The following is a 20,918-nucleotide window of genomic DNA, read 5'->3' as shown; positions in this document are numbered from 1 at the left end:
GTGGCGAACGACGCCGGCCGTTTTGGGTGGGTGGTGATGCTGGACGTGAACGCGGCGCCGAACAGGCGCCGATGCGGGCGGCATTCTACGCCTGTCCCCGGACAAAAGCGCGCCAGGCAGTCCTTGCCGCTGCCGCATGGCCGATCCCGTCGCCACGGGCGGTGCCAATGAATCGCCGAGCCCTTCGCGATGGCTCGCCCCCGCCAGGCCCGGAACGCCGGCTATTCGTTGGCGGCACCCGTGGCGACGGGCCTGATCTCACCGCAGCGGAATAGGCTGCCTGGCGCGATTACAGCTGCGATTCGATCGGCACCCAGCGCAGCGCCCGCGCCATCGCGCGCTGCAGCACGGTCGAGTCCGGCTCGGTGGTGAGCACCCGCGGCGGGCTAGAAGACGCGTCCAGCCAGCGCAGGTCGCCGTCCGCATTCAGGTAGACCCACCAGGCCAGCTCCGGGCTGGTCAGCAGCAGGTACTCGTCGCGCAGCGCGCGCGCGATCGCCGGCTCGTCGAACAGCACCCCCATCTCCGTGTTCAGGTCGATCGAGCGCGGGTCCATGTTGAACGAGCCGATGAAGCCGCGGCGGTCGTCCACCACGTACGCCTTGGTGTGCAGGCTGGCGCCGCTGCTGCCGAACACGCTGGTGCCGGTGGACACCTGCGCCCGCGTCTCGTGCAGGCGGATCCCCATCCGCAGCAGGCGCTCGCGGTACTTGCTGTAGGCGCTGTGCACGGCCAGCACGTCGTTGGCCGCCAGCGAGTTGGTCAGCACGCCCACGTACACGCCGTGGCGCCGCACCAGTTCCGCCAGCCCGGCCACGCCCTCGCTGCCGGGCACGAAGTAGGGCGAGATCAGCAGCGCCTTGCGCCGGGCCGAGCGCAGGTCGTCCATCACGTGCTCGATCAGCCAGCCCTCGCGCCCGCCGCGGTCCTGCTTGACCGGCGGATCGGACACGATGCGCAGGCGCTCGCTCCAGAACGGCGTGAGCTCCTGCGCCATATAGCGGCGCACGCTGGGCGAGGCGTCCACGCGGTCGAGGAAGCGCCGCGCCTCGGCGCTGCGCGCCTCCTGGTGGATGCCGGCCAGCACGTCGGCCAGCCTGCGCTCGGACCGCTTGCTGAGCGCGGCGATCGGCACCACCGCATCGCTGTTCCAGAACGTATCGAAGATGGTGCTGGCCTGGTTGACCGCCGGGCCGAACAACATCAGGTCGAGGTCGCGGAAGTTGGTGTCCTGCGCGGCATCGAAGTACTCCATACCGATGTTGCGCCCGCCCACCACCGCCACCCGGCCGTCGGCGATCCACGCCTTGTTGTGCATGCGGTGGGTGATGCTCCAGCTGCGCTGCACCATCTCCAGCAGGCGGCCCAGGCCGTCGCGGTTGCGGAACGGGTTGTAGACGCGGATCTCGACGTTCGGGTGCTGGTCCATCGCCAGCAGCGCGGTGTCCTTGCCGGAGGTGTTGATGTCGTCCAGCAGCATCCGCACCCGCACCCCGCGCTCGGCGGCCTGCCAGGCCTCGTGCAGCAGCAGGTGGCCGGTGAGGTCGTCGTGCCAGATGTAGTACTGCAGGTCCAGGCTGCGCCCGGCCTGGCGCGCCGACAGCGCCCGCGCCGCAAACGCGTCCAGCCCGTCGGGAAGCAGGATCGCCCCGGTCTTGCCCGGGTTGCGGTCGAGCAGCGGCATCAGCTCGCGGTCGAGCGCGGTCTGGTCGCGCTGCACCGCCAGCGCATGGCCCGGCGCCCCGGTCGCCGGCGGCGTCAGGTGGTCGGCCAGCAGCACCCCGCTGACCACCAGCGCCGCCAGGGTGAACGCGCCCCAGGCGAGGATCCGCTTCAATCGTTTCTTCATGCCTGCCCGGTCCCCGCGCCTCGTCGCCGCGCCATTGTATGTGAGCCGCCGGTGGGCGCTTCGGTGCGAGCTCCTGTGTGGAAGCTTCCGGGGCCTCCAGGAGCTTCTAATAGCTTCCGGGGGCTTGCGGGGGCTTTTTTTGGAAGCTTCTTTGTGAGGCTTCTTTTGTGGAAGCTTTTTTTGGGGCTTCTTTGCGGGGCTTTTTTTGTGGGAGCAACTTTGTGGGAGCGACGGAAGTCGCGACCCCGAATGGCCCGTACCCCTATCGCCCAGGCTTCGGCAGGCATCCGCGCTTCTGCCTGCTCACCAGCAGTGCGGGCGTCGCGACTTCCGTCGCTCCCACAAGGGCCAAGGGCGAGGGCGAGGCGCGGCAGGGGAGCGTTCGGCCGGCCGGGGCGTCGCGACTCCCGTCGCTCCCACAAGGCCGTGGGCCAGCCGACCGTCGCGCGGTGCCCGCGGGGGCAGGGCCCCGGCCACGCCGCGCCTGGGCCCGTTCATGCCAAGGCGGCCAACACCCGCGCGGTACAATCGGCGGATCACAGATTTCGCAGGAATGCGCGCCATGAGCACGCCCGCCAGCCAGATGCCGGAGACCCGGCCCGACAGCACCCCGCTGCGCTTCGTCACCGCCGCCAGCCTGTTCGACGGCCACGACGCCGCCATCAACATCATGCGCCGGCTGATCCAGGCCCAGGGCGCCGAGGTCATCCACCTGGGCCACAACCGCTCGGTGGAGGACGTGGTGCGCGCCGCCCTGCAGGAGGACGCCGACGCCATCGCCCTGTCCAGCTACCAGGGCGGCCACGTCGAGTACCTCAAGTACATGGTCGACATGCTCAACGAGCGCGGCGCCCCGCACATCCGCGTCTTCGCCGGCGGCGGCGGCACCATCACCCCCGAGGAGATCCGCGAACTCGAGGCCTACGGCGTCGAGCGCATCTACCACCCCAACGACGGCATGAAGATGGGGCTGGTGGAGATGATCGAGGACGTGGTGGGCCGCGCCAGCGCGGCCCGGGATTCGGGATTCGGGATTCGGGATTCGCAGAAGCAGGAACAGCCGGCCATCGACGACGAGATTGCGATCGGCCGCATGCTCAGCGACATCGAGGATGGTGTTTTCAGCGAATCCGAACTCGCCATACTGCGCAAGAGTTGGGCCAATCCCCGCTCTTCCGAATCCCGATTCCCGAATCCCCAATCCCGCCCGACGACGCCAGTCGTCGGGATCACCGGCACCGGCGGCGCCGGCAAGTCCTCCGTCACCGACGAGCTGCTCAACCGCTTCCTCGCCAGCTTCCCCGAGATGCGCATCGCGGTGATCTCGGTCGACCCCACCCGCCGCCGCACCGGCGGCGCGCTGCTGGGCGACCGCATCCGCATGAACTCGCTGCGCAGCCACCGCGTGTACATGCGCTCCATGGCCACCCGCCGCCAGCACGCCGCCACCAATGCCGTGCTCAGGGACGGCATCGCCTTCCTCAAGGGCCTGGGCTACGACCTGGTGATCGTGGAGACCGCCGGCATCGGCCAGTCCGACTCCGAGATCGTCGACCTGGTCGACTTCCCCATGTACGTCATGACCAGCGACTACGGCGCCGCCAGCCAGCTGGAGAAGATCGACATGCTCGACTTCGCCGAGCTCATCGTGCTGAACAAGTACGACAAGCGCGGCGCCGAGGACGCCTTGCGCGACATCCGCAAGCAGTGGAAGCGCAACCGCGTCGCCTTCCAGACCAGGGACGAGGACGTCCCCGTCTATCCCACCATCGCCAGCCAGTTCAACGACCCCGGCATCAGCTGGATGTTCGTCAACCTCTGCCGCCTGCTGCGCGAGAAGCTGGACATCGGGAATGGCGAATCGGGGATCGACACCGCCGACGCCGATGCACGCCCCCCTGTGGGAGCGACGGGAGTCGCGACACCCGCAGCCCCCAAGAGCGTCGCGACTTCCGTCGCTCCCACAAAAGACGCCACGACGCGCACCGGCCCGAAGCATTGCGACTTCCGCCCCCACCTCGACACCAACCTCAAGGAGCCCCGCGCCACCGTCCTGATCCCCGGCAACCGCGTCCGCTACCTGGCCGAGATCGCCGAACAGGGCAGGGCGATCAACGCCTCCATCGAGAAACAGGCCGAAGCCGCCGACCGCGCCCAGTCCTTCTGGCAGTCCCTGCAGGAACTCGGCGACCCCAAGCTCCCCAAGGCCCTCGACCTCTACGACACCCACGACCTCAATCCGGCCCCCCATGGCCCGCCCGCCCGCGACCGCCAGCCCGCCCCTGTAGGAGCGACGGAAGTCGCGACATCCCCGCGCCCTAATGTAGGAGCGACGGAAGCCGCGACATCCCCGCGCCCTAATGTGGGAGCGACGGAAGTCGCGACATCCGACAGCGCCGGCAGAAGCGTCGCGACTCCCGTCGCTCCCACAGGGGCCACAGGGGACGCGCCCACCCCCGACCGCACCCTGCTCACCCTGCGCCAGCGCTACAACGACGCCATCCAGGCCCTCACCCCCGAGTCCCTCAAGCTGCTGCGCGACTGGCCCGCCCGCCTGAAATCCATCACCGACGACACCACCGCCTACGAAGTCCGCGGCCGCGCCATCGAGGTGCAGAACTACCGCGAGTCCCTCAGCCACCAGAAGGTTCCCAAGATCGCCGCCCCCACCTACAAGTCCTGGGGCGAGCTGCTCACCTTCCTCGGCAAGGAAAACCTGCCCGGCAGCTACCCCTACACCGGCGGCGTGTACCCCTACCGCCGCACCGGCGAGGACCCGATCCGCATGTTTGCCGGCGAGGGCACCCCCGAGCGCACCAACCGCCGCTTTCACTACCTCTCCGTCGGCCAGCCTGCCGCTCGCCTGTCCACCGCGTTTGACAGCGTCACCCTCTACGGCGAGGACCCGGCCCCGCGCCCCGACATCTACGGCAAGATCGGCAACTCCGGCGTCAACATCCCCACGCTGGACGACATGAAGAAGCTCTACTCCGGCTTCGACCTGTGCGCGCCCACCACCAGCGTGTCGATGACCATCAACGGCCCGGCGCCGATGATCCTGGCGCTGTTCATGAACACCGCCATCGACCAGCAGGTGGAGAAATACCTCAAGGCCGAATCCGCCCGCTGGGCCGAGACGGAAAAGAAACTCGAGGCATTCTTCAAGGACCGCCCGCGCCCCCGCTACCACGGCGACCTGCCGCCCACCAACGACGGCCTCGGCCTGGGCCTGCTGGGCGTGACCGGCCAGGAGATGGTGGACCGCGACACCTACGACAGGATCAAGGCCGAGACCCTCGCCAGCGTGCGCGGCACCGTGCAGGCCGACATCCTCAAGGAGGACCAGGCCCAGAACACCTGCATCTTCAGCACCGAGTTTGCCCTGCGCATGATGGGCGACATCCAGCAGTACTTCGTCGACAACAGGGTGCGCAACTTCTACTCGGTCAGCATCTCCGGCTACCACATCGCCGAGGCCGGCGCCAACCCGATCAGCCAGCTGGCCTTCACCCTCAGCAACGGCTTCACCATCGTCGAGTACTACCTGGCGCGCGGCATGCACATCGACGACTTCGCGCCCAACCTGTCGTTCTTCTTCTCCAACGGCATGGACCCGGAGTACACCGTGATCGGCCGCGTGGCCCGCCGCATCTGGGCCCGCGCCATGCGCGAGCGCTACGGCGCCAGCGCCCGCAGCCAGATGATGAAGTACCACATCCAGACCAGCGGCCGCTCCCTGCACGCGCAGGAGATCCAGTTCAACGACATCCGCACCACCCTGCAGGCCCTGTACGCCCTGTTCGACAACTGCAACAGCCTGCACACCAACGCCTACGACGAGGCCATCACCACGCCCACCGAGGAAAGCGTGCGCCGCGCTGTGGCCATCCAGATGATCATCAACAAGGAGCTGGGCCTGAACTTCTGCGAGAACCCCTGGCAGGGCAGCTTCATCGTCGACAAGCTGACCGACATCGTGGAGGAGGCCGTGTACAAGGAGTTCGAGGCCATCAGCGAGCGCGGCGGCGTGCTCGGCGCCATGGACACCATGTACCAGCGCGGCAAGATCCAGGAAGAGTCGATGTACTACGAGCACAAGAAGCACGACGGCAGCCTGCCGCTGGTCGGCGTGAACATCTTCCTGCCCAAGGAACACGCCGGCGAGATCGCCACCGAGATCGAGCTGATCCGCTCGACCAAGGAGGAGAAGGGCCAGCAGATCGAAAACGTGCAGGCCTGGCAGCAATCACGCAACCGCCTGGCGCCGGAAGGCGAGACCGAGCATGCCCACGTGGTGGAGGACGACGCGGCCGCGGCCACAGAGCCGCACGACGGCCACGGGCTGGGCTACCTGCAGAACGCGGCGCGGGAAAGGCGTAACGTGTTCGAGGCGCTGATGGAGGCGGTGAAGACGCACAGCCTGGGGCAGATCAGCCATGCGCTCTACGACGTCGGCGGCGAATACCGCCGCAACATGTAGCTCCGACGAGCCCCTCTCCCGCTGCGGGGCAGGGGCTGGGATGAGGGAATCCGATGGCCTTCAACATCCGCGAGATCTTCAAGGCGCTCGCCGATGCCGGCGTCGAATACGTGGTCGTTGGTGGCTTCGCGGTGATCATGCACGGCCACCTGCGGGCCACACGCGACCTGGACCTTGTGATCGGGCTCAGCCCGGATAACTGTGCGAAGGGAATGGAGGCGCTTTCGAGCATCGGCCTGCGGCCGCGGCTGCCTGTCACGCTGGCCGACTTCTCCAACCCCACCAAACGAGACGACTGGGCGCAGAACCGGAACATGCAGGTCTTCCAGTTGTGGGACCCGGCCAACCCGGAGCGGTCTGTCGACATCTTCGTGCGCGAACCGCTCGATTTCCGTGCCATGATCGCGGAGGCGGTGGTGAAGAACCTTGACGACGTGCCTATTCCGGTCGCCTCTATCCGGCATCTGATTCAGTTGAAACGGGCCGCCGGCCGCCCACTGGACCAGGACGACATCCGGGCACTGCAGCAGATTGCAGCAGAAACCGGCCAGGAGAGCACATGACCACGCCAGATCCGCTGCAGTGCACCTACGAAGACGCCCGCCGGGCTCAACTACGCGATGGGATCGCGCTCGATACCGTTGCCAAGGTCGCCTTCTTCGAAGAAATGGTCGCTTTTGCCGCCAGATTCGGCGCGCGGGATCGGTTGGCGGATTGGCGGACCGTCGACTCAAGAGGAAGATCACCCGCGCAAGGATCGGCTGGATGAGCGCATCGCAGCAAGCCGGGAAGCCGACAGTAGAAGCGCGCTTGCGAGCCATTGGCTCGCAAGCTGATGAACGCCCGCGCCGCTGGCGTGGGCCGGGGGCGCGAAGCGCGGGGTTGGGGTGAGGGCAACCCGCGCGGCTGACGCGCAACGCTCAACCAAACGATAGAGACCGACAAGAACTGTCGATGAACTCCTCGCGCAAGCCACCCAACCCGGCACCTGGCCCGCTGCCCGAACCGGTACTGGTGCGTGAAGCCGGCGTTCCTTACCGTGCGGGACCCGCGGCCGACCCGTTCGAGCGCTGGTTGGAACTGATGGAAGTGGTCGAAGCCCTGTGTCCGCAGTGGCCGGCGCGGACGCCGAGCATCGGTCGCGACTACCGGCTGTGAGTTCGATGCGCGACAAGGCGGCGCAGCGCATGGCCTCGGTTCGCCGTCCCTGCGAAGGCTGAACGGGGGCAAGGAAAGCCTGCTTACATTTCTCTCCAGGCTTTGAAAGCATCCGCCCAACTTCTTTCAAAGCGGTAGGCGCTCTAGCGCCGGCTTTTTCCTCGATTCGTGGTGGCTATGGTGGGGCGGCCTTTGAATCCGATGCATCATCACCGCTAGCCGGGAACACGCCGGCGAGGAGGCCACCGAGATCGAGTTGATCCGCTCCACCCGGCCCCGCCGGCAGATGGACAGTGCCCATCCGGCAGGATTAGGATGTGAACGGATCAACGGGGGTGCAGGGAGCGCATGGGGAGGATCACCTGCCGCCGTGGGAGCAGCTGGCTCGCAGGCGCATGCCTGTTGGCCGCGGCCGCATCTGCCTGGGCATCCGCCGATCTCGCGCCGCTGCGCGCTCAATTCTCCCTTCCCGACCCGCACGTCAGCTACGAAGACGCCAAGCTCGTAGTCGATCGGCTGCTCGATCCGTCAACCGACCAAGCAGCTGTGCGGCGCGAGCTCGACCGCTGGGAACAGGCGGTGCGGACCAACGTTCCCGCGGATGCCGGTCCCCGCGCCCAGCTCGACGCGCTGATCAAGACTCTGTACGAACCTGGCCCTTGGAATCAGGGCCGCCCCTTCACCTACGACCTGGACGATCCGCTCGGCAGCGACCTGGCCAACAAGCGTCTCGCGACCTATCTGGCGACCCGCAAGGGCAACTGCGTGTCGATGCCGCTGCTGGTGCTGATCCTCGGCCAGCGGCTCGGCCTGCCGGTCGCGCTCGCGACAGCGCCGCACCACCTCATGGTCAAGTTCGCCGACGACACGCAGCAGGCATGGGTCAACATTGAAGCCACCGCAGGTGGCTTCAAGTACGACAGCAGCTACGAACGCGACACTGGCATCACTCCGCTGGCAATCCGTAACGATCTCTACTTGCGACCCCTGCGTCCACGTGAGGGCTTGGGCCCCATCGCTGGCACGCTCATGGAGCACTACGGAGCGCTGAAGGATGGCAGCATGCTGCTCGAAGTGGCGGATATGGCGCTCGCCGCCAATCCCAAGGACGTCGTCGCCATGGTCTGGAAGGCGAACGCCTACTATCTGCAACTGCAGGAGCGCTACGTCGAACGCTATCCAGATCCAGCCGATATCCCGCCGGCACAGATTGCCGACTACGAGCGGCTCCGCCGCGAGAACCTGGCCTGGTTCGACAAGGCCGAGCAATTGGGATGGGTGCCGCGAACGCCCGAACAGGAAGCGGCCTATCTCCAATCCATCCAGCAACAAGGGAAGTACAGGGGGCAGTGATGCGAAAGTCCGTTCAAACGACGATGGCCGTAGCGCTGATGGCGTTGGCGCCCATCGCATCGGCCCGGTTCGTCTCCACCGATCCGGAACAGGCCAATCCAAACACCGGCCAGAACTTCAATCGCTATCACTACGCCAACAACAACCCCTACAAGTTCACGGACCCAGACGGGCGAGCTGCCAGAATCGTCCACGAGGAAGGGCGGATGCGGGTCGAAATGCCTACCCGTTTCACGGGGCCCGGCGCCACGCCCGGAAACATTTCCACAGTGACGACGGGCTTCGAATCCCAAAGTGGCGTTTACAACGTCAACGGGCAACCGACCCAAGTTGACTTCAAAATCACGGAAATTACCAGGGATACACCTCGCGGGTTGCGCAACGAGGTAAAGATGTTCGATGGCCCTACCGATCATCCTGCTGGGACGGGAGGCAACTACGCCGACTCTCTAGGTGGAACGAAGGTGTCGCTCGATGTGACCAGCCAAGGCTTCCAATACGGTGTTGGCGAGCATGAGATAAATCATCTGGGTGGCGCAGACGATGCGTATACCCGGAATGCCTCCGGCATGAAAGTTCCTGACCCGAGCCGCGCGGGCGACATCATGAATCAGTTGCCGGGACGCATGACCGACATCGGCGTCAATGAGATCATGCGCGAGCCCAAGAATCAGCATATAGGGAACTAGCCATGAGAGTGCTTCCGCATTCAGCCTTGATCGGCGCGGTCGGAGCCCTGTTGATCGCGTCCTGTGCGACTCTCAGTGCTGATGATCGAGACGCGCTGACTCCCCAACAGGACAGCGCCAAGTACCCTTGTGATGTTTTTAGCTATGCCTTCTGCTTCAGGAAGCCGTACGGCGCAGTTGTTCTCCAGCGTTCTGGTCCTGACTTCGAGATCTATCAGGTGCAGGGAGGCGACTCGCGACCCTTCTTTTCTTTATATGTTGGAACCACTCCAGAGCGCGAGTCGGATGATGCCGTTCGCCTGCGAAACTTTAAGGTGCGCGGTATTGATGTAACGGTCAATTTATATCTTGATGCCGAGGGAAACGATGCGGTGGAGCTAAGGCTCTCGTACCCGACTGGACTGAAAGTACACGTTTTCGACGCTAGGGACGCCGTAGCAAGGACTGCTTTGGCCGAAGTGCTATCGGGCTTTCGTGCTTGCTCAAAACTTGACTTCACAAGCATCGAGTGCGAAGTCGCGCCTCTTTTTGACTCCGATGTTGCTTCTGTCATTCAGCAACGCGACTAGCTGCCCATGTGCTTGACGGAGGAGGCCGTATACAAGGATTTTCGAGGCCATCAGCGAGCGCGACGGCATGCACAGTGCCGTGGACTCCATGTGCTGGCGCGGCGAGATCCAGGAAGAGTCGATGTGCTACGAGCGAATGCCAATCTATCCAATTTACCGAAACCAGCGCCCGAGCGTCGCAATGTCTTCAGGGTTCCTGGACTTCCCACCAACCGAATAGAATGGGTGGGTATTCCAATTGGGTCGATTTTCGTTACTCTAGGAACACTGCAGGCTGCGCCACCGCCAATGGAATGCTCGGTAGGGGACGAGGCGATCACTCAGGGGGAGGGGAATGCGCTCGGCGATTCAACTTCCAGTCGTTGAACGACTGCGAGTACTTAACTATCCGCTGTATCCGGGATCGAACAAGCAAGGGTTGGACTTGTCGTTCGGCAAAGGCGTGACCGTGATTGCCGGCATCAACGGCATTGGCAAGACGACTCTGTTGAACTTGCTATTGCGGATGTTGGTCGGGCCAACTAACCCTTCGAAGGCCGCCACACGTGACATGGGGCTGGTCAGTAAACGCAGCTTGGTCACGGCCAAGAAGTTCAGCTTCTTCCAGGATAGGGCTGGGGTAGCCTTGGGCGCCAACGCGACGTCCACGTTGACGTTTCAGATTGGCGGCAAGCAGATTGCCGTCACCCGGCGCCTGACCAATCTGGAAATCACCAAGCTGGTCATCAGTGGCAGAACGGTCGCAACGCCCAACAACAACACCTTTCTGGAGCAGATGGCAGAGCTATCTGGGCTGACCACGGCCTACGACTTCCACATGGTCGTTCGTTACGTCCAGTTCTTCACCGAGGAAAGGTTGCCACTTTTATGGTCGCCCACCGCACAGCTCGAGCTGTTCAAGATGCTCTTCGTCGATGAGGCGATCGGCCGAAAGCTCAACAAGCTCTACTCCGAGATCCAGGCGGCTGACACCGACTATCGCAACCGCACCTACCAATATAACCATCGCAGGGACCGATATGAGGAAGCCCGTGCGAAATATCAGTCGGTAGATCCCGACCTGGCCGTAGTGAGAGCCCAATTAGCCACGGCGAAGGCGGAACTTGCTGACGCCAGTCGTGATCACCGCGTAGCCACTGATCGGGTAGTCGAACTGGTCAGGCAGCGCGATGAATCTGATCGCAAAGTTGAATCGCTGCAAGTGGAACTGGACCAGGAGATCCATGCATTCCACCAGCAAGATGCCGCTTACATCGCCCAGGCACTTCCGACGCTGGACAATAAATTCCAGATGCTCATGCAGGGTCTGGGCTCGAACCTTGGCTGCTTCGTCTGCGGGAAGGGCGGAAAGCGCGAGGTGGCGGCGATCAGCAAACGGCTGCGCGATCACCATTGCTTTGTCTGCAATGCATCGCTGGCGCATGCAAGAGCTTCGAACGTTACACCGATCACGGCCCGCGCCTTGCAGAAGATCGAGCACAGGATTGACGCGTTACGCGCCGAAATCGCCGCCCACCAGAAATTGCAGCAACAGCTAGCTGAGGAGTACACCGACGCCTTGGCACTGCTTCGTCCAGCAGTCACACGACGTCATGAATTGATGATGCGCGTCGAGCAGTTGGAAACGCAGATTCCCCAGGCCCCTGACGTAACCCAAACCCCACTCCTTGCCGACCTAGAAGCCGAAAAGCTGGAGCTCGATCAGCTGGCCGAGAAGCGTAAAGAGCTCAATGTCCAATACAAGCACCAGATCGACAAGCTGTTCTCGGAAATGGGGAAAATTGAGAATGACTTGGCTTACCGCCTGACGAGCTATGCGGAGGCGTTCCTGCATGAGACGGTGGTGGTGAAGTTCCTGCGGAACTATCCGTTCAAAGTGGCAACAGGCGCGCCGCAGATCAATCTGCCGACGTTTCGCATCGCAATGACCTCCAGCACCCATCTAGCGGCACACGACCGATCCACCGCAACGAGCGTATCCGAGTCCCAGAAGGAATTCCTGGACCTTGCATTCCGTATGACGCTGTTGGATATGGTGGCCAACGACGGCGCGACCATGCTGGTCATGGAGACGCCGGAGGCAAGCTTGGATTCCTGGTTCATGGCGCGGGCCGCTCAGATGATCCGCAAGTTCTCGCCAGAGGGCGGCCAGCGCATACTGATTGCCACGTCCAACATCAACGGCACGACGATGATTCCGGCGCTGCTGGGACTGATCACAAAGAAGGGAGCCTTGCGCACTCTACCCAAAACCCAGCAGAGTCGCTTGGTGGACCTGATGGCGCTGGCCGAGGAGCCAGGCGTGTTGCGGGATGACGCGGCGCGGGAGCAGCTCACTGCTGAACTAAGGAGCTACCTTGGCAGCTAAGCGCAAACCAGTAACCCGTGCCGATCACGACCGGCTGTTCTTCACTAGGTGGGTGCTGTTTCTGATCGTGGCCAATGAAGCCGCGGGCCTGCCGGAGGTGTCCCGGCAGCGCCTTCATGCGCTCCTGTTCATGTCCTTTGCCTCAAGCCGCTACTACGCCATCGAGCCGCTCCGCCAGCGTGCGCGCCGTACGCCCCAGGGTCCTTACTACCGGCACGCACACGTCGCGTTGGGTGGCTTGGTGCTGGGCGGCATGGTGTCGGTGGAGGATTTTAGAGCGCATCCAGCGCTGCGCAATCTTCAGTTCGAGGGGGTCTTTCGCCCTACCCTGAAAGGTCTGAAGGTGGCACGGACGCTGCGCGAGACGGTGATGGGAGCGCGGCTGTATCGGTTTCTACTGGACATGTGTTTGGCATCAGCCTATACAACCAACGAATACAGGACAGACTCCGACGTGACTGAGGAAACCAGCATCGCGCGTGGAGGCGCTGTCTTAGACAAAATCCTCGAGGCAGACCTGACCTATCGCAGGGCGGTGAAGCGCTATGGCGACACCTTGGATCTGCAGGAGGCGCCTGGCGAGCAGACGCCCACGGTGGAGGGGCTGAGCAGCATTGAACAGCGTTTGGAGCTGCAAGGAGCCTACAACCGGAAGGATGTGGTGGCGGCCTATCAGACGCTGCTCATGCGACGTAGTGTGCAGGTGGCTTGATGGCCAACAGCGAACCCACAGTCGATGCGCTCACGGACGAAGAACTTCAGTCACTGCAGGGCCTCAGAGCTGCGCCGTCTGGTGAGCCGCCATTGCGCTTTGTGCAGCAATGTCAGGACTGGTTCGAAGCATGGCTTGATGCGAACAAGCATCCGCTCGAAGGCGGCGCAGTGCCGGCCAGCCAAGTCTTGATGTTCATTTTTTCCGAGGCGCCCGACATCGAGCGTCCAAAGTTTAATGCTGCTGAAACCCAATGGAAGCGCTTCTTCCCTGGGTCGCATGATCAGAGCGCTCAAGGCGTGATCCTGAGCAACGAGAACTTTCGGAAGATGTACTGCATCTGCCCGTCGCTTGGTTCGCTCCACAACGCCTTCCAACTGGCGGTCGATCATCTGAAGGCGTCTGACACCTTCGCCATCGCGCAGCTAACGCAGCGTCGGTTGCTGTTTCATCTGCCTGCCGGGGACATCGAAGATTGGTGCGCCAGTCCGACGGTGAGCGAATTGCGCCTTTCGACTGAGCCGCTGTCTGCGGATCGGATCGAAGCGGACGTTGAGCAGTTTCACAAAGACAGCTTGCTCCACGCCAAGAATCCGATTGCAAAAATGGTATGGATGGGAAAGAAGCATCCATACAAGCTGTACCCCGATCCCGAGCGGCGGATCCAGAGCTATCTGCATCTGTACCTGCACGCGTCCTACAAGCTCTTGGCGGGGATCGTGGATGAAGAGTCCGTTGGGAAAGGCGGCCGGTGCGACATCAGGGTGATGTGGCGCTCATTGCCTGGTGCTCCCTTCCAGCCTCATACAACCACCATGCTCGAACTCAAGGTCCTGATCGAAGGGGATGGCCCCACGCATCACCGAAAGTGGGCGTTGTCCGGAATCACGCAAGCGCACGACTACCGCCGCAGTGACTCCGAGGCGGTGTACGCCTGCGTATTTGATGCCAGAAAGAATCAGGCCGATCAGATGCTAGATCTGGATGAGGTTGCGAAAGAGAAGGACGTGCGGCTGCGGCGGTATCTGATGGAAGCGCCCATCGACAGCAAGGGGTGTGCATCGACTGCTAAGGCGCCAACGGAAGGTAGAAAGGCCGTGACGAAGAAGCCCGTGAAGGAATCTGGCAAGAAGTCGGCCAAAAAGAAGGGCGCATCGATCAAGTAGCCTGCTTATCTTCGGATGGCGACTACGCGATCGCTCGATGGCTGACGACCCGCACAGTGGGGTTAATCGCAGTCAATCTTCCTTCTGCAGAACCAGGAGCGATTCCGCGAGCCGGTGTTGCCCACCCTGCTGTGCCGAGGCGCGCATCGAACGGAATGGTTCGATGTTGAGGACGCGATAGCCCAACTTCGGGGCGTAGTCAGCGAGAATACGCGCGACGGGAATCTGGATGCCGGCATACCGGCTGTCACCCACGACCGCCCAGACCTCAGCTTGAGACGTCAGACGCTCTCGCAGCAGACCGAGCACCTTGCACATGTCATGGAAGTAATGACCGATCATGTCGGGGATCCATGGCGACCATAGATTGTCGCGCTCCCTGCGAAGCCGTCCCAATGCGCGCGAAAGGCGCAACGAGCCCGGCGGCGCCGCCAGGAAGTCGCGCTTGAGCTGGACGTGCGAGCACAGCGTCGACCTACGAAGCACATGGTTGCTGTCGGGACTGTCGAGGTAGCCCAGCATCCAAAGCTCGACGTTATAGACGTCGGTATAGTCGAAGGAGTTGGGGTATGGCGGTGAGAACACCGCCAGGTCGGCCGGCGTGGCCGCCGCAAGTTTACTAAGGCAGTCACCGCGAAGAATGGTGTGACGTCGGTGCCGGCGATAGCGATGCTCATGAATCTCCGTGATCGCGGCCTGACAGCGCTGCTTGAACAGCATATCCACCATCTCAGGCGGCGTACGGCGCTCGGTCCAGCCGCGGCGATAACGACGGCCTTTCCCGTTGATGATGACGTTGCTGACAGCGATGAGCATCCCGCCAAGCAGCACCCGGAACAGCCGTCGATGATGTGTGCTGGGCAGCGTATCGATCGCATCGAGATGACAGGCGATCCGACGCGCGACGGCGCGGTCAAAGATCCAACGATCCGCCCCTGCGGATTCAACGAACGTCGCGGGTAGGTAGGACAGTTTACGAAGGCTACCGGCTTGACGAGAGGTTGTGCGCATGATCCGCCGGAAGTCCTGCGCCAGCTCGTCTGGATCGTATGCGCTCAGCTTGGCTTCGATCAGATCTGCTAAATACGGATTGACCTCGATGGTCGTCGGCGAAATACCAAGGAACTGGCTGGCCAGGGCCGTAGTGCCGGAACCACCGAAGGGGTCCAGGCATTTCGCTACAGGGCGATGACTCTCTCGTACCGCGCGAGCCACGACCTCGGGTGCGAAGGCTTCCTTGAAGTGATGCCACTCCTGGAAAGGCAACGGTTCGGCGCCAGCATTGCTGCCGATGGACACAATCTTGCGCTGCCGCGTCCATGTCTCGAACGACACACAAGGGTCGCCATCAGCTAACGCGTCCGGTGAGACCAGTTCCATTCAATGTCCTTCCATCGCCAGTTGCCAGCATATGTGCAAATTTGCATACTGTCTAGATGGATCGGCTGATCGCCCTCGAATTTGTGCGCCAAGCCATGGCGCTGCCGGGCGTGAATCGGTCGACGATCGCGCGGGCACTGGGGATTGATCCTTCGCAGGTTTCCCGAATTGCCGCTGGTCGGTTCGTGAAACTCGACGGACATGCGCTCAAGGTATGTAAATATGCACAACATCTTGTGCAAGACCACGGCGCGCACTCCGGTCCGTCGAGCTTCGCGGACGTGGAATGCAAGCTCGCTCGCCTTTCCGCCATCAATCCGTGGGCGGCTCGTGCAGTCTCGGATCTCATCGACGCGCTGGCTGAGGGTTGAACGCTGATGTGCTTGCTGTCCTGGGACGAACCACGTCGCCGATTAAAGGACGAGGCACGCCGCTTCCAACTGATGGCTAGGGGGCGCATCGGCTCAGGGATGCGCATACCTGGGCCAGGTTGAGCCCCCTGATTCTCGAACACGTCCGTACGAGGATTGTCCTCGCTTTGTGGTGTCCGAGAATCAGGGGTAGCTCAGGTCCACTTGTCGGAGCCATCGGCTGAGGTCGCCTTGTGTGGCCGGTGCGTAGACCACGTTCCAGCGAACCGCCGGTCTTGGCTTCGGCCATGGCGCGGAAGTCATCGCGGCCCCAGGCGCGGTGCTGCTGCAGGTCCAGAGGGATCTTGGACGAAAGGTGTCAGGGACACTTTCTAGCTCGGTGAGGTGGAGGAGCTTGGGCGTCAGATCATGGCCTTGACACCCCTCCACTCCGGTAGCAGACTCGGTTCTAAGGAGCGTCGAAACTCCTCTACAAGCGGTCCCCACCTCCGACAAACCGGTGGGTTTTTTGTGCCCGCACGCTTGCGGGCATGACCGACGCGATGCCTGCGTCGGGAGGGCGGCTAATACAACACCCCTTTGGGGAAATACGCCCGCCGGCTTGTAGCGGTTTCGAACCTCCCGACTTCCCGTCCGCCATTCCGGTGGGCGGTCACTTCATGGAATGAGGAGGCAACGATGTCGAAGCATGAATTGGATGATCTGGACACGACCGGCTACTTCCTGCCCGAGGAAAGCCAGTTCCGGCTGAAGAAGCTGCACGGGCACATGGTGTTCCTGTCGCAGCTGGCGCAGCCGCGCACGTACGACGAGGAGGAGACGGGCTGGGGCCCGCAGATCAGCGGGATGCAACTGGCCGTCTGCCTGGAGGTGCTTGCCGCGCAGACCGGGCGCGTGCTGGACGAGGTGACGTGGCCGGCCGAGCGCGAGGTCGGGCGGCGGCAGTCGCAGGCACGCGATGAGGATGAAGCGGAGGATCCGGCGCAGGCCGACGAGGTATTGGTCGCCGGGGCGCAAGAGGACGACGAGGCTGGAGAGGCCTCGTCCGCGAGGGCGCAGGACGTTGAGGCTGGGGTGGCAGCGCCCGCAGGCCCGCGGGGCGACGCGGTTGCCGAGGTCGCAGACGCTACGCCGCAGGACGACGACGAGCCGGACAAGGCGCGCGTCGTCGCGGACGCGGGTCACGCCGATGATCCCCTCGTCTTCGGCATGACCCTGGACCAGCTGGACACGCTCAACCGCCTGCACGACCGGCTGCATGCCTACGGCGACCTGGTCTTCAGCGTCGAGCCTATCGACCTGGCCGACGGCACGCTGACGGTCCTGGGCGATGTGATCTTCGAAGTGGCCGACGCCGCGAGTGCGCTCATGGACAAGGTGGCGGGGCAGCGCCTCCCCGACGAAGCCGGGCACCGACACCGCGTACGCGAGGAGCCGGCGATCTACGGTGTACCGGTCAGCCCGGACCTGACGCGTGACGCGGCCATGCCGATGCTGCCGCCACCCGCGGATGCGGGCTGGTGCCCGCAGGCGGCCACACGCCACTGATCGAGCAGGGCGGTGCCGGGCTCGGTAACGATCCCCGGCACCGCGTCCGTGCGATCCGTATGCGTTGGTGCAGGTGCAGGTGCAGGTGCAGGTGCAGGTGCAGGTGCAGGTGCAGGTGCAGGTGCAGGTGCAGGTGCAGGTGCAGTTGGAGCGGGGCCGGAACGGGAGCTGAGCTTGGTGTTACCGCCGCCTGCAAAACGGCGTCGGGTTCACTTATCGCTGGACTGGCGTCGCTGGACAGTTGGGGGTAATGGTGCCAGGTCACTTCTTCGGGCACCGGTTGCTGGTGCTTGCTGGCCGGGCCACACCGGGATCCTGAAGGACTAACTGGCGACCGATCGTTGGCGTCAGGCAGTCGAGGTGGTGCCGCATCTGTCACTGCGACCGCAAGGCAGCGTCGATGCCGGGTTTGTTGATCCGGCACGCCTCTTTCGTACGGATGGCCGCCGTGAGGTCTGGAATGCGGCCTGCCAGGGCCGCGCTAATTGGAGGTGGCACCGAACGGCGCTAGTGTGGCCGCTCGTCAATCTGCGGTCTCAACGGCTGGGAGGATGGAGCGATGTGCCGCGCGATTTTCGTCTTGCTGGGGCTCGTTGCGCTGATCTCGTCGAGCGTGTTGTCGTTGTCCGCGACCGCACAGGCGGTGCCGGATCAGCGCGTCAGCGAGACGCAGCCCTCGGCAGTCACGCCGACCGCTGCGCCTTCGATGCCGTACTGGCGGGAAATCCGCCTGTGGCCGGAGGATTCCCCTGTGCTGCAGGCGGGGATCGCGGCGCTCGCGCATGAGGCGTGGGCGCTCACCCACCCGAGCATCCTGGTCTACCGGCCAGCGGAACGTTCGGCGCGCTCCGCGGTTCTGGTGTTCCCGGGCGGTGGCTACAAAGCGCTGGCGATCGGGCCGAAGAGCACGTTGGGGCTGTACGGCTCGGACGTCTGCAAGTGGCTGACCGATGCCGGCATCACCTGCGTGCTCGTGAAGTACCGCGTGCCCAACACGGGTTGCAATTGGAACCCCATCACGAAGCGGCATGAGTCGCCGGCCATTCCGATGGCCTTGCAGGATGCGCAGCGGGCGATGTCTTTGGTCCGCTACAACGCGGAGGCCTGGGGGATCGATCCGAACCGCATCGGCGTCATGGGATTCTCCGCAGGCGGCAACCTGGCCGTGCTGTCGAGCACGGAGTTCGCGTCACGCAGGTATGCACCGGCCGATGCTGCGGACCAGGTGAGCATCCGCCCCGACTTCGCGATTCCGGTCTATCCGGGGCACATGACCATGGAGCACAAGAACCGGCGCCCCCCGGATTCGGCCGCGGCGCGGGAACTCAATACGGACATCGTGGTGTCCGCGGCCGTGCCGCCGACATTGCTCATCCACGCGAAGGATGATCCGGTCGATCCCGTCGAGTATTCGGAGATTTACGAGAAGGCCCTGCGCGAGGTAGGTGCGAACGTGAGACTGATCCGGTACGAGACCGGCGGGCACGCCTTTGGTGTGCGCCAGCAGGGCACGGACAGTGACCGGTGGACGCGGGATGCGATGCGCTGGCTGGATGAAATCGGGATGGGCAAATAGGGGGCAGGTTGACCCCGTTTCGGCCGGCGGCCCGAGGCCGATACTGCAGGGGCGACGCATGAGCGCGCATGGCGTTCCCGCATTCCGACGCGCAGCCCCCCTAATGGCACAGGTGCAGGCACGTCAGCCGGCCGACACTCCGCATGGGAAACGCGTTGGGGAGTGTCGGGATGAGAATCGCAGTACTGGCCGCCTGCATGGCGGCCCTGGCCGGTGCGCCGGCGGCGGCGCAGGAGTACCGCGGGGTGTTCGACGCGCTCGACGAGGCGGTGCGCACCAGATTCTACGACCCGCACTTCGGCGGGCGGGACTGGGCGGCGATCCGGGACCGCTACCGCGAAGGCCTGCCCGAAGCGCACACCGATGCCGACTTCCGGCGCCTGGGCCAGGCCATGCTGGAGGAACTCGGCGTGTCCCACGTGGCGCTGCACGCGTCTAGCGCGGCGGGGCCCACGCTGGGGCTGGCGGCGATCACGGAGGACATCGACGGGTCGCCGGTGGTGGTCGACATCGATCCGGCCTCGGCGGCGCGCGCGGCCGGCCTGCGCATCGGCGACCGCATCCTCGATCCGGCCGCCATCCGCGGGCCGCGCGAGTCGCCCGCGCGCCTGGAGGTGGAGCGCTGCGATGGTTCGCGGGCGCAGCTGTCGGTGCCGCGCGAGTCCGCCTACTGGCCGCCGCGCGAGCGCACCATCGGCTGGAGCGTGCTGCGTCGGGGCGACGGCCGCTCGGTGGGCTACCTGCGCGCGGACCGCTTCGGCGACGATGCGGCCGGGCTGATCGACGAGGCGATGGAGACGCTCGGCGGGACCGACGGCCTGCTGGTCGACGTGCGCAACAACAGTGGCGGCAACGCGTCGGCGTTGCGGCTGCTGGCGTACTTCGGCACGCCGGGGCCGGGCGTGGCGCTGCTCTCGCGGTCCTTCCTCGAGGGCCTGCAGGGCCCGGTGCGGGCCGAGGACCTGGCCGACGTCCACCGCGTCGCCGGGGCCTACACGACGGAGGCGGTGTTCGCGGCGGTCGAGGTGGGCGAGGGCGCGACGATGCTGATGGTCGAGGACCTCGGCGCGCGCCGCTACGCCGGGCCGGTGGTGGTGCTGATCGGTCCGGAAACCGGCAGTGCGGCCGACGGGTTCGCCTGGGGCGCGCGGGAGCAGAGCGATGCGGTGCTGGTCGGCCGCGGCACGGCGGGCGCGCTGCTGAGCGCCGAGCGCATCGACCTGCCGGACGGCTGGGCCGTCACCCTGCCGGTGCACGGGACCTGGGGTCCCGACGGCCGCGACTACGGCGACGAGCCGGTCCCGCCGCACGTGGCCACGCGGCACACGCGCGAGACGATCTGCCGCCACGACGATGTCGATCTCGCCGAGGCGGTCCGCGCGCTGGAAGCGGCCTGGGACGCCGCGGCGCGCTGAACGCGGGAGCGAGCGCGGCGGCGGTGGCGCTCGGCCGCAGCCCGCGCAGCAGGGAGAGCGCGCGGTTCCGGCCGATGGCGAGGCGCCCGCTGCCGGCTTCACCCGCGCCGCGCGGCCTCGATCGCGGTGATGCCGATCTTGCGCATCGTCATGATCGCCTCGAAGGCGCGCCTGGCGGCGCGCGGTCGGACCGTTGACGGCTTCGCCGTGGTAGGGAGAACTGAACCTGCCCCCGCTAGTTCGCACAAGCGCTTGGAACGGGCGTCTGCTCGGTGCCGCCCTCC

Annotated in this window: 16 protein-coding genes; 14 read left to right on the top strand and 2 right to left on the bottom strand. The window is 64.6% G+C overall.

Annotation, left to right across the window (positions count from 1 at the left end):
• Positions 1-289: 289 nt before the first annotated feature.
• Positions 290-1,849, bottom strand: coding sequence for a phospholipase D family protein (locus tag U3649_RS15300; protein ID WP_407352166.1), 1,560 nt, complete (start codon positions 1,847-1,849; stop codon positions 290-292).
• A gap of 562 nt (positions 1,850-2,411) precedes the next feature.
• Between U3649_RS15300 and U3649_RS15295 the strand changes: the two genes are divergently transcribed.
• The 10 genes from U3649_RS15295 to U3649_RS15250 all read left to right on the top strand — a co-directional run bounded on the left by U3649_RS15295 (position 2,412) and on the right by U3649_RS15250 (position 14,344).
• On the top strand, positions 2,412-6,329 hold the full coding sequence (locus U3649_RS15295; RefSeq protein ID WP_407352165.1) for a methylmalonyl-CoA mutase family protein: 3,918 nt from the start codon (positions 2,412-2,414) through the stop codon (positions 6,327-6,329).
• Positions 6,330-6,382: 53 nt separating this feature from the next.
• Entirely contained in the window at positions 6,383-6,892 is a 510-nt protein-coding gene (locus tag U3649_RS15290; protein ID WP_407352164.1) for a hypothetical protein, read from the top strand.
• Positions 6,889-7,098 carry a hypothetical protein gene (locus U3649_RS15285; protein ID WP_407352163.1) on the top strand — a complete coding sequence of 70 codons (210 nt, stop codon included), beginning with the start codon at positions 6,889-6,891 and terminating at the stop codon, positions 7,096-7,098. The genes U3649_RS15290 and U3649_RS15285 overlap by 4 nt, the downstream gene beginning before the upstream one ends.
• A 185-nt stretch (positions 7,099-7,283) precedes the next feature.
• Positions 7,284-7,487, top strand: coding sequence for a hypothetical protein (locus U3649_RS15280; RefSeq protein ID WP_407352162.1), 204 nt, complete (start codon positions 7,284-7,286; stop codon positions 7,485-7,487).
• A gap of 402 nt (positions 7,488-7,889) precedes the next feature.
• Positions 7,890-8,840 (top strand): transglutaminase family protein, encoded by a 951-nt coding sequence (locus U3649_RS15275; protein ID WP_407352161.1) that lies wholly within the window; start codon positions 7,890-7,892, stop codon positions 8,838-8,840.
• The gene (locus U3649_RS15270; protein ID WP_407352160.1) at positions 8,840-9,529 is read left to right on the top strand and encodes a hypothetical protein; all 690 of its coding nucleotides are present in this window, start codon (positions 8,840-8,842) and stop codon (positions 9,527-9,529) included. The genes U3649_RS15275 and U3649_RS15270 overlap by 1 nt, the downstream gene beginning before the upstream one ends.
• 26 nt (positions 9,530-9,555) lie before the next feature.
• Positions 9,556-10,098, top strand: coding sequence for a hypothetical protein (locus U3649_RS15265; protein ID WP_407352159.1), 543 nt, complete (start codon positions 9,556-9,558; stop codon positions 10,096-10,098).
• Between the two features lie 334 nt (positions 10,099-10,432).
• Positions 10,433-12,466 carry an AAA family ATPase gene (locus tag U3649_RS15260; protein ID WP_407352158.1) on the top strand — a complete coding sequence of 678 codons (2,034 nt, stop codon included), beginning with the start codon at positions 10,433-10,435 and terminating at the stop codon, positions 12,464-12,466.
• A complete protein-coding gene (locus U3649_RS15255; protein ID WP_407352157.1) occupies positions 12,456-13,178 on the top strand; it encodes a hypothetical protein in 723 nt (240 codons plus the stop codon). Before U3649_RS15260 ends, U3649_RS15255 begins: the two co-directional genes overlap by 11 nt.
• The gene (locus tag U3649_RS15250; protein WP_407352156.1) at positions 13,178-14,344 is read left to right on the top strand and encodes a hypothetical protein; all 1,167 of its coding nucleotides are present in this window, start codon (positions 13,178-13,180) and stop codon (positions 14,342-14,344) included. Before U3649_RS15255 ends, U3649_RS15250 begins: the two co-directional genes overlap by 1 nt.
• A gap of 72 nt (positions 14,345-14,416) precedes the next feature.
• Here U3649_RS15250 and U3649_RS15245 read toward each other — a convergent pair whose 3' ends face one another.
• Entirely contained in the window at positions 14,417-15,724 is a 1,308-nt protein-coding gene (locus tag U3649_RS15245; protein WP_407352155.1) for a hypothetical protein, read from the bottom strand.
• A gap of 56 nt (positions 15,725-15,780) precedes the next feature.
• Between U3649_RS15245 and U3649_RS15240 the strand changes: the two genes are divergently transcribed.
• The 4 genes from U3649_RS15240 to U3649_RS15225 all read left to right on the top strand — a co-directional run bounded on the left by U3649_RS15240 (position 15,781) and on the right by U3649_RS15225 (position 20,634).
• Positions 15,781-16,095 (top strand): hypothetical protein, encoded by a 315-nt coding sequence (locus tag U3649_RS15240; RefSeq protein ID WP_407352154.1) that lies wholly within the window; start codon positions 15,781-15,783, stop codon positions 16,093-16,095.
• A 678-nt stretch (positions 16,096-16,773) separates the two neighbouring features.
• Positions 16,774-17,643, top strand: coding sequence for an XAC0095 family protein (locus U3649_RS15235; protein ID WP_407352153.1), 870 nt, complete (start codon positions 16,774-16,776; stop codon positions 17,641-17,643).
• A gap of 559 nt (positions 17,644-18,202) precedes the next feature.
• Positions 18,203-19,219, top strand: a complete 1,017-nt coding sequence (locus U3649_RS15230) for an alpha/beta hydrolase (protein ID WP_407352152.1) — start codon at positions 18,203-18,205, stop codon at positions 19,217-19,219.
• A gap of 170 nt (positions 19,220-19,389) precedes the next feature.
• A complete protein-coding gene (locus U3649_RS15225) occupies positions 19,390-20,634 on the top strand; it encodes a S41 family peptidase (RefSeq protein WP_407352151.1) in 1,245 nt (414 codons plus the stop codon).
• The last annotated feature ends 284 nt before the right edge of the window (positions 20,635-20,918 follow it).

Origin of the sequence: Luteimonas sp. R10 (assembly GCF_045689605.1) — a bacterium.
GTDB lineage: Bacteria > Pseudomonadota > Gammaproteobacteria > Xanthomonadales > Xanthomonadaceae > Luteimonas.
Note: the sequence above shows the minus strand (reverse complement) of the source record. Positions and strands in the feature narration are given on the sequence as shown.

Bases quoted from the DNA above. Each gene is read 5' to 3' on its own strand.
- U3649_RS15300 (WP_407352166.1), bottom strand. From the start codon at position 1,849: ATGAAGAAACGATTGAAGCGGATCCTCGCCTGGGGCGCGTTCACCCTG.
- U3649_RS15295 (WP_407352165.1), top strand. From the start codon at position 2,412: ATGAGCACGCCCGCCAGCCAGATGCCGGAGACCCGGCCCGACAGCACC.
- U3649_RS15290 (WP_407352164.1), top strand. From the start codon at position 6,383: ATGGCCTTCAACATCCGCGAGATCTTCAAGGCGCTCGCCGATGCCGGC.
- U3649_RS15285 (WP_407352163.1), top strand. From the start codon at position 6,889: ATGACCACGCCAGATCCGCTGCAGTGCACCTACGAAGACGCCCGCCGG.
- U3649_RS15280 (WP_407352162.1), top strand. From the start codon at position 7,284: ATGAACTCCTCGCGCAAGCCACCCAACCCGGCACCTGGCCCGCTGCCC.
- U3649_RS15270 (WP_407352160.1), top strand. From the start codon at position 8,840: ATGCGAAAGTCCGTTCAAACGACGATGGCCGTAGCGCTGATGGCGTTG.
- U3649_RS15260 (WP_407352158.1), top strand. From the start codon at position 10,433: ATGCGCTCGGCGATTCAACTTCCAGTCGTTGAACGACTGCGAGTACTT.
- U3649_RS15250 (WP_407352156.1), top strand. From the start codon at position 13,178: ATGGCCAACAGCGAACCCACAGTCGATGCGCTCACGGACGAAGAACTT.
- U3649_RS15245 (WP_407352155.1), bottom strand. From the start codon at position 15,724: ATGGAACTGGTCTCACCGGACGCGTTAGCTGATGGCGACCCTTGTGTG.
- U3649_RS15240 (WP_407352154.1), top strand. From the start codon at position 15,781: ATGGATCGGCTGATCGCCCTCGAATTTGTGCGCCAAGCCATGGCGCTG.
- U3649_RS15235 (WP_407352153.1), top strand. From the start codon at position 16,774: ATGTCGAAGCATGAATTGGATGATCTGGACACGACCGGCTACTTCCTG.
- U3649_RS15230 (WP_407352152.1), top strand. From the start codon at position 18,203: ATGTGCCGCGCGATTTTCGTCTTGCTGGGGCTCGTTGCGCTGATCTCG.
- U3649_RS15225 (WP_407352151.1), top strand. From the start codon at position 19,390: ATGAGAATCGCAGTACTGGCCGCCTGCATGGCGGCCCTGGCCGGTGCG.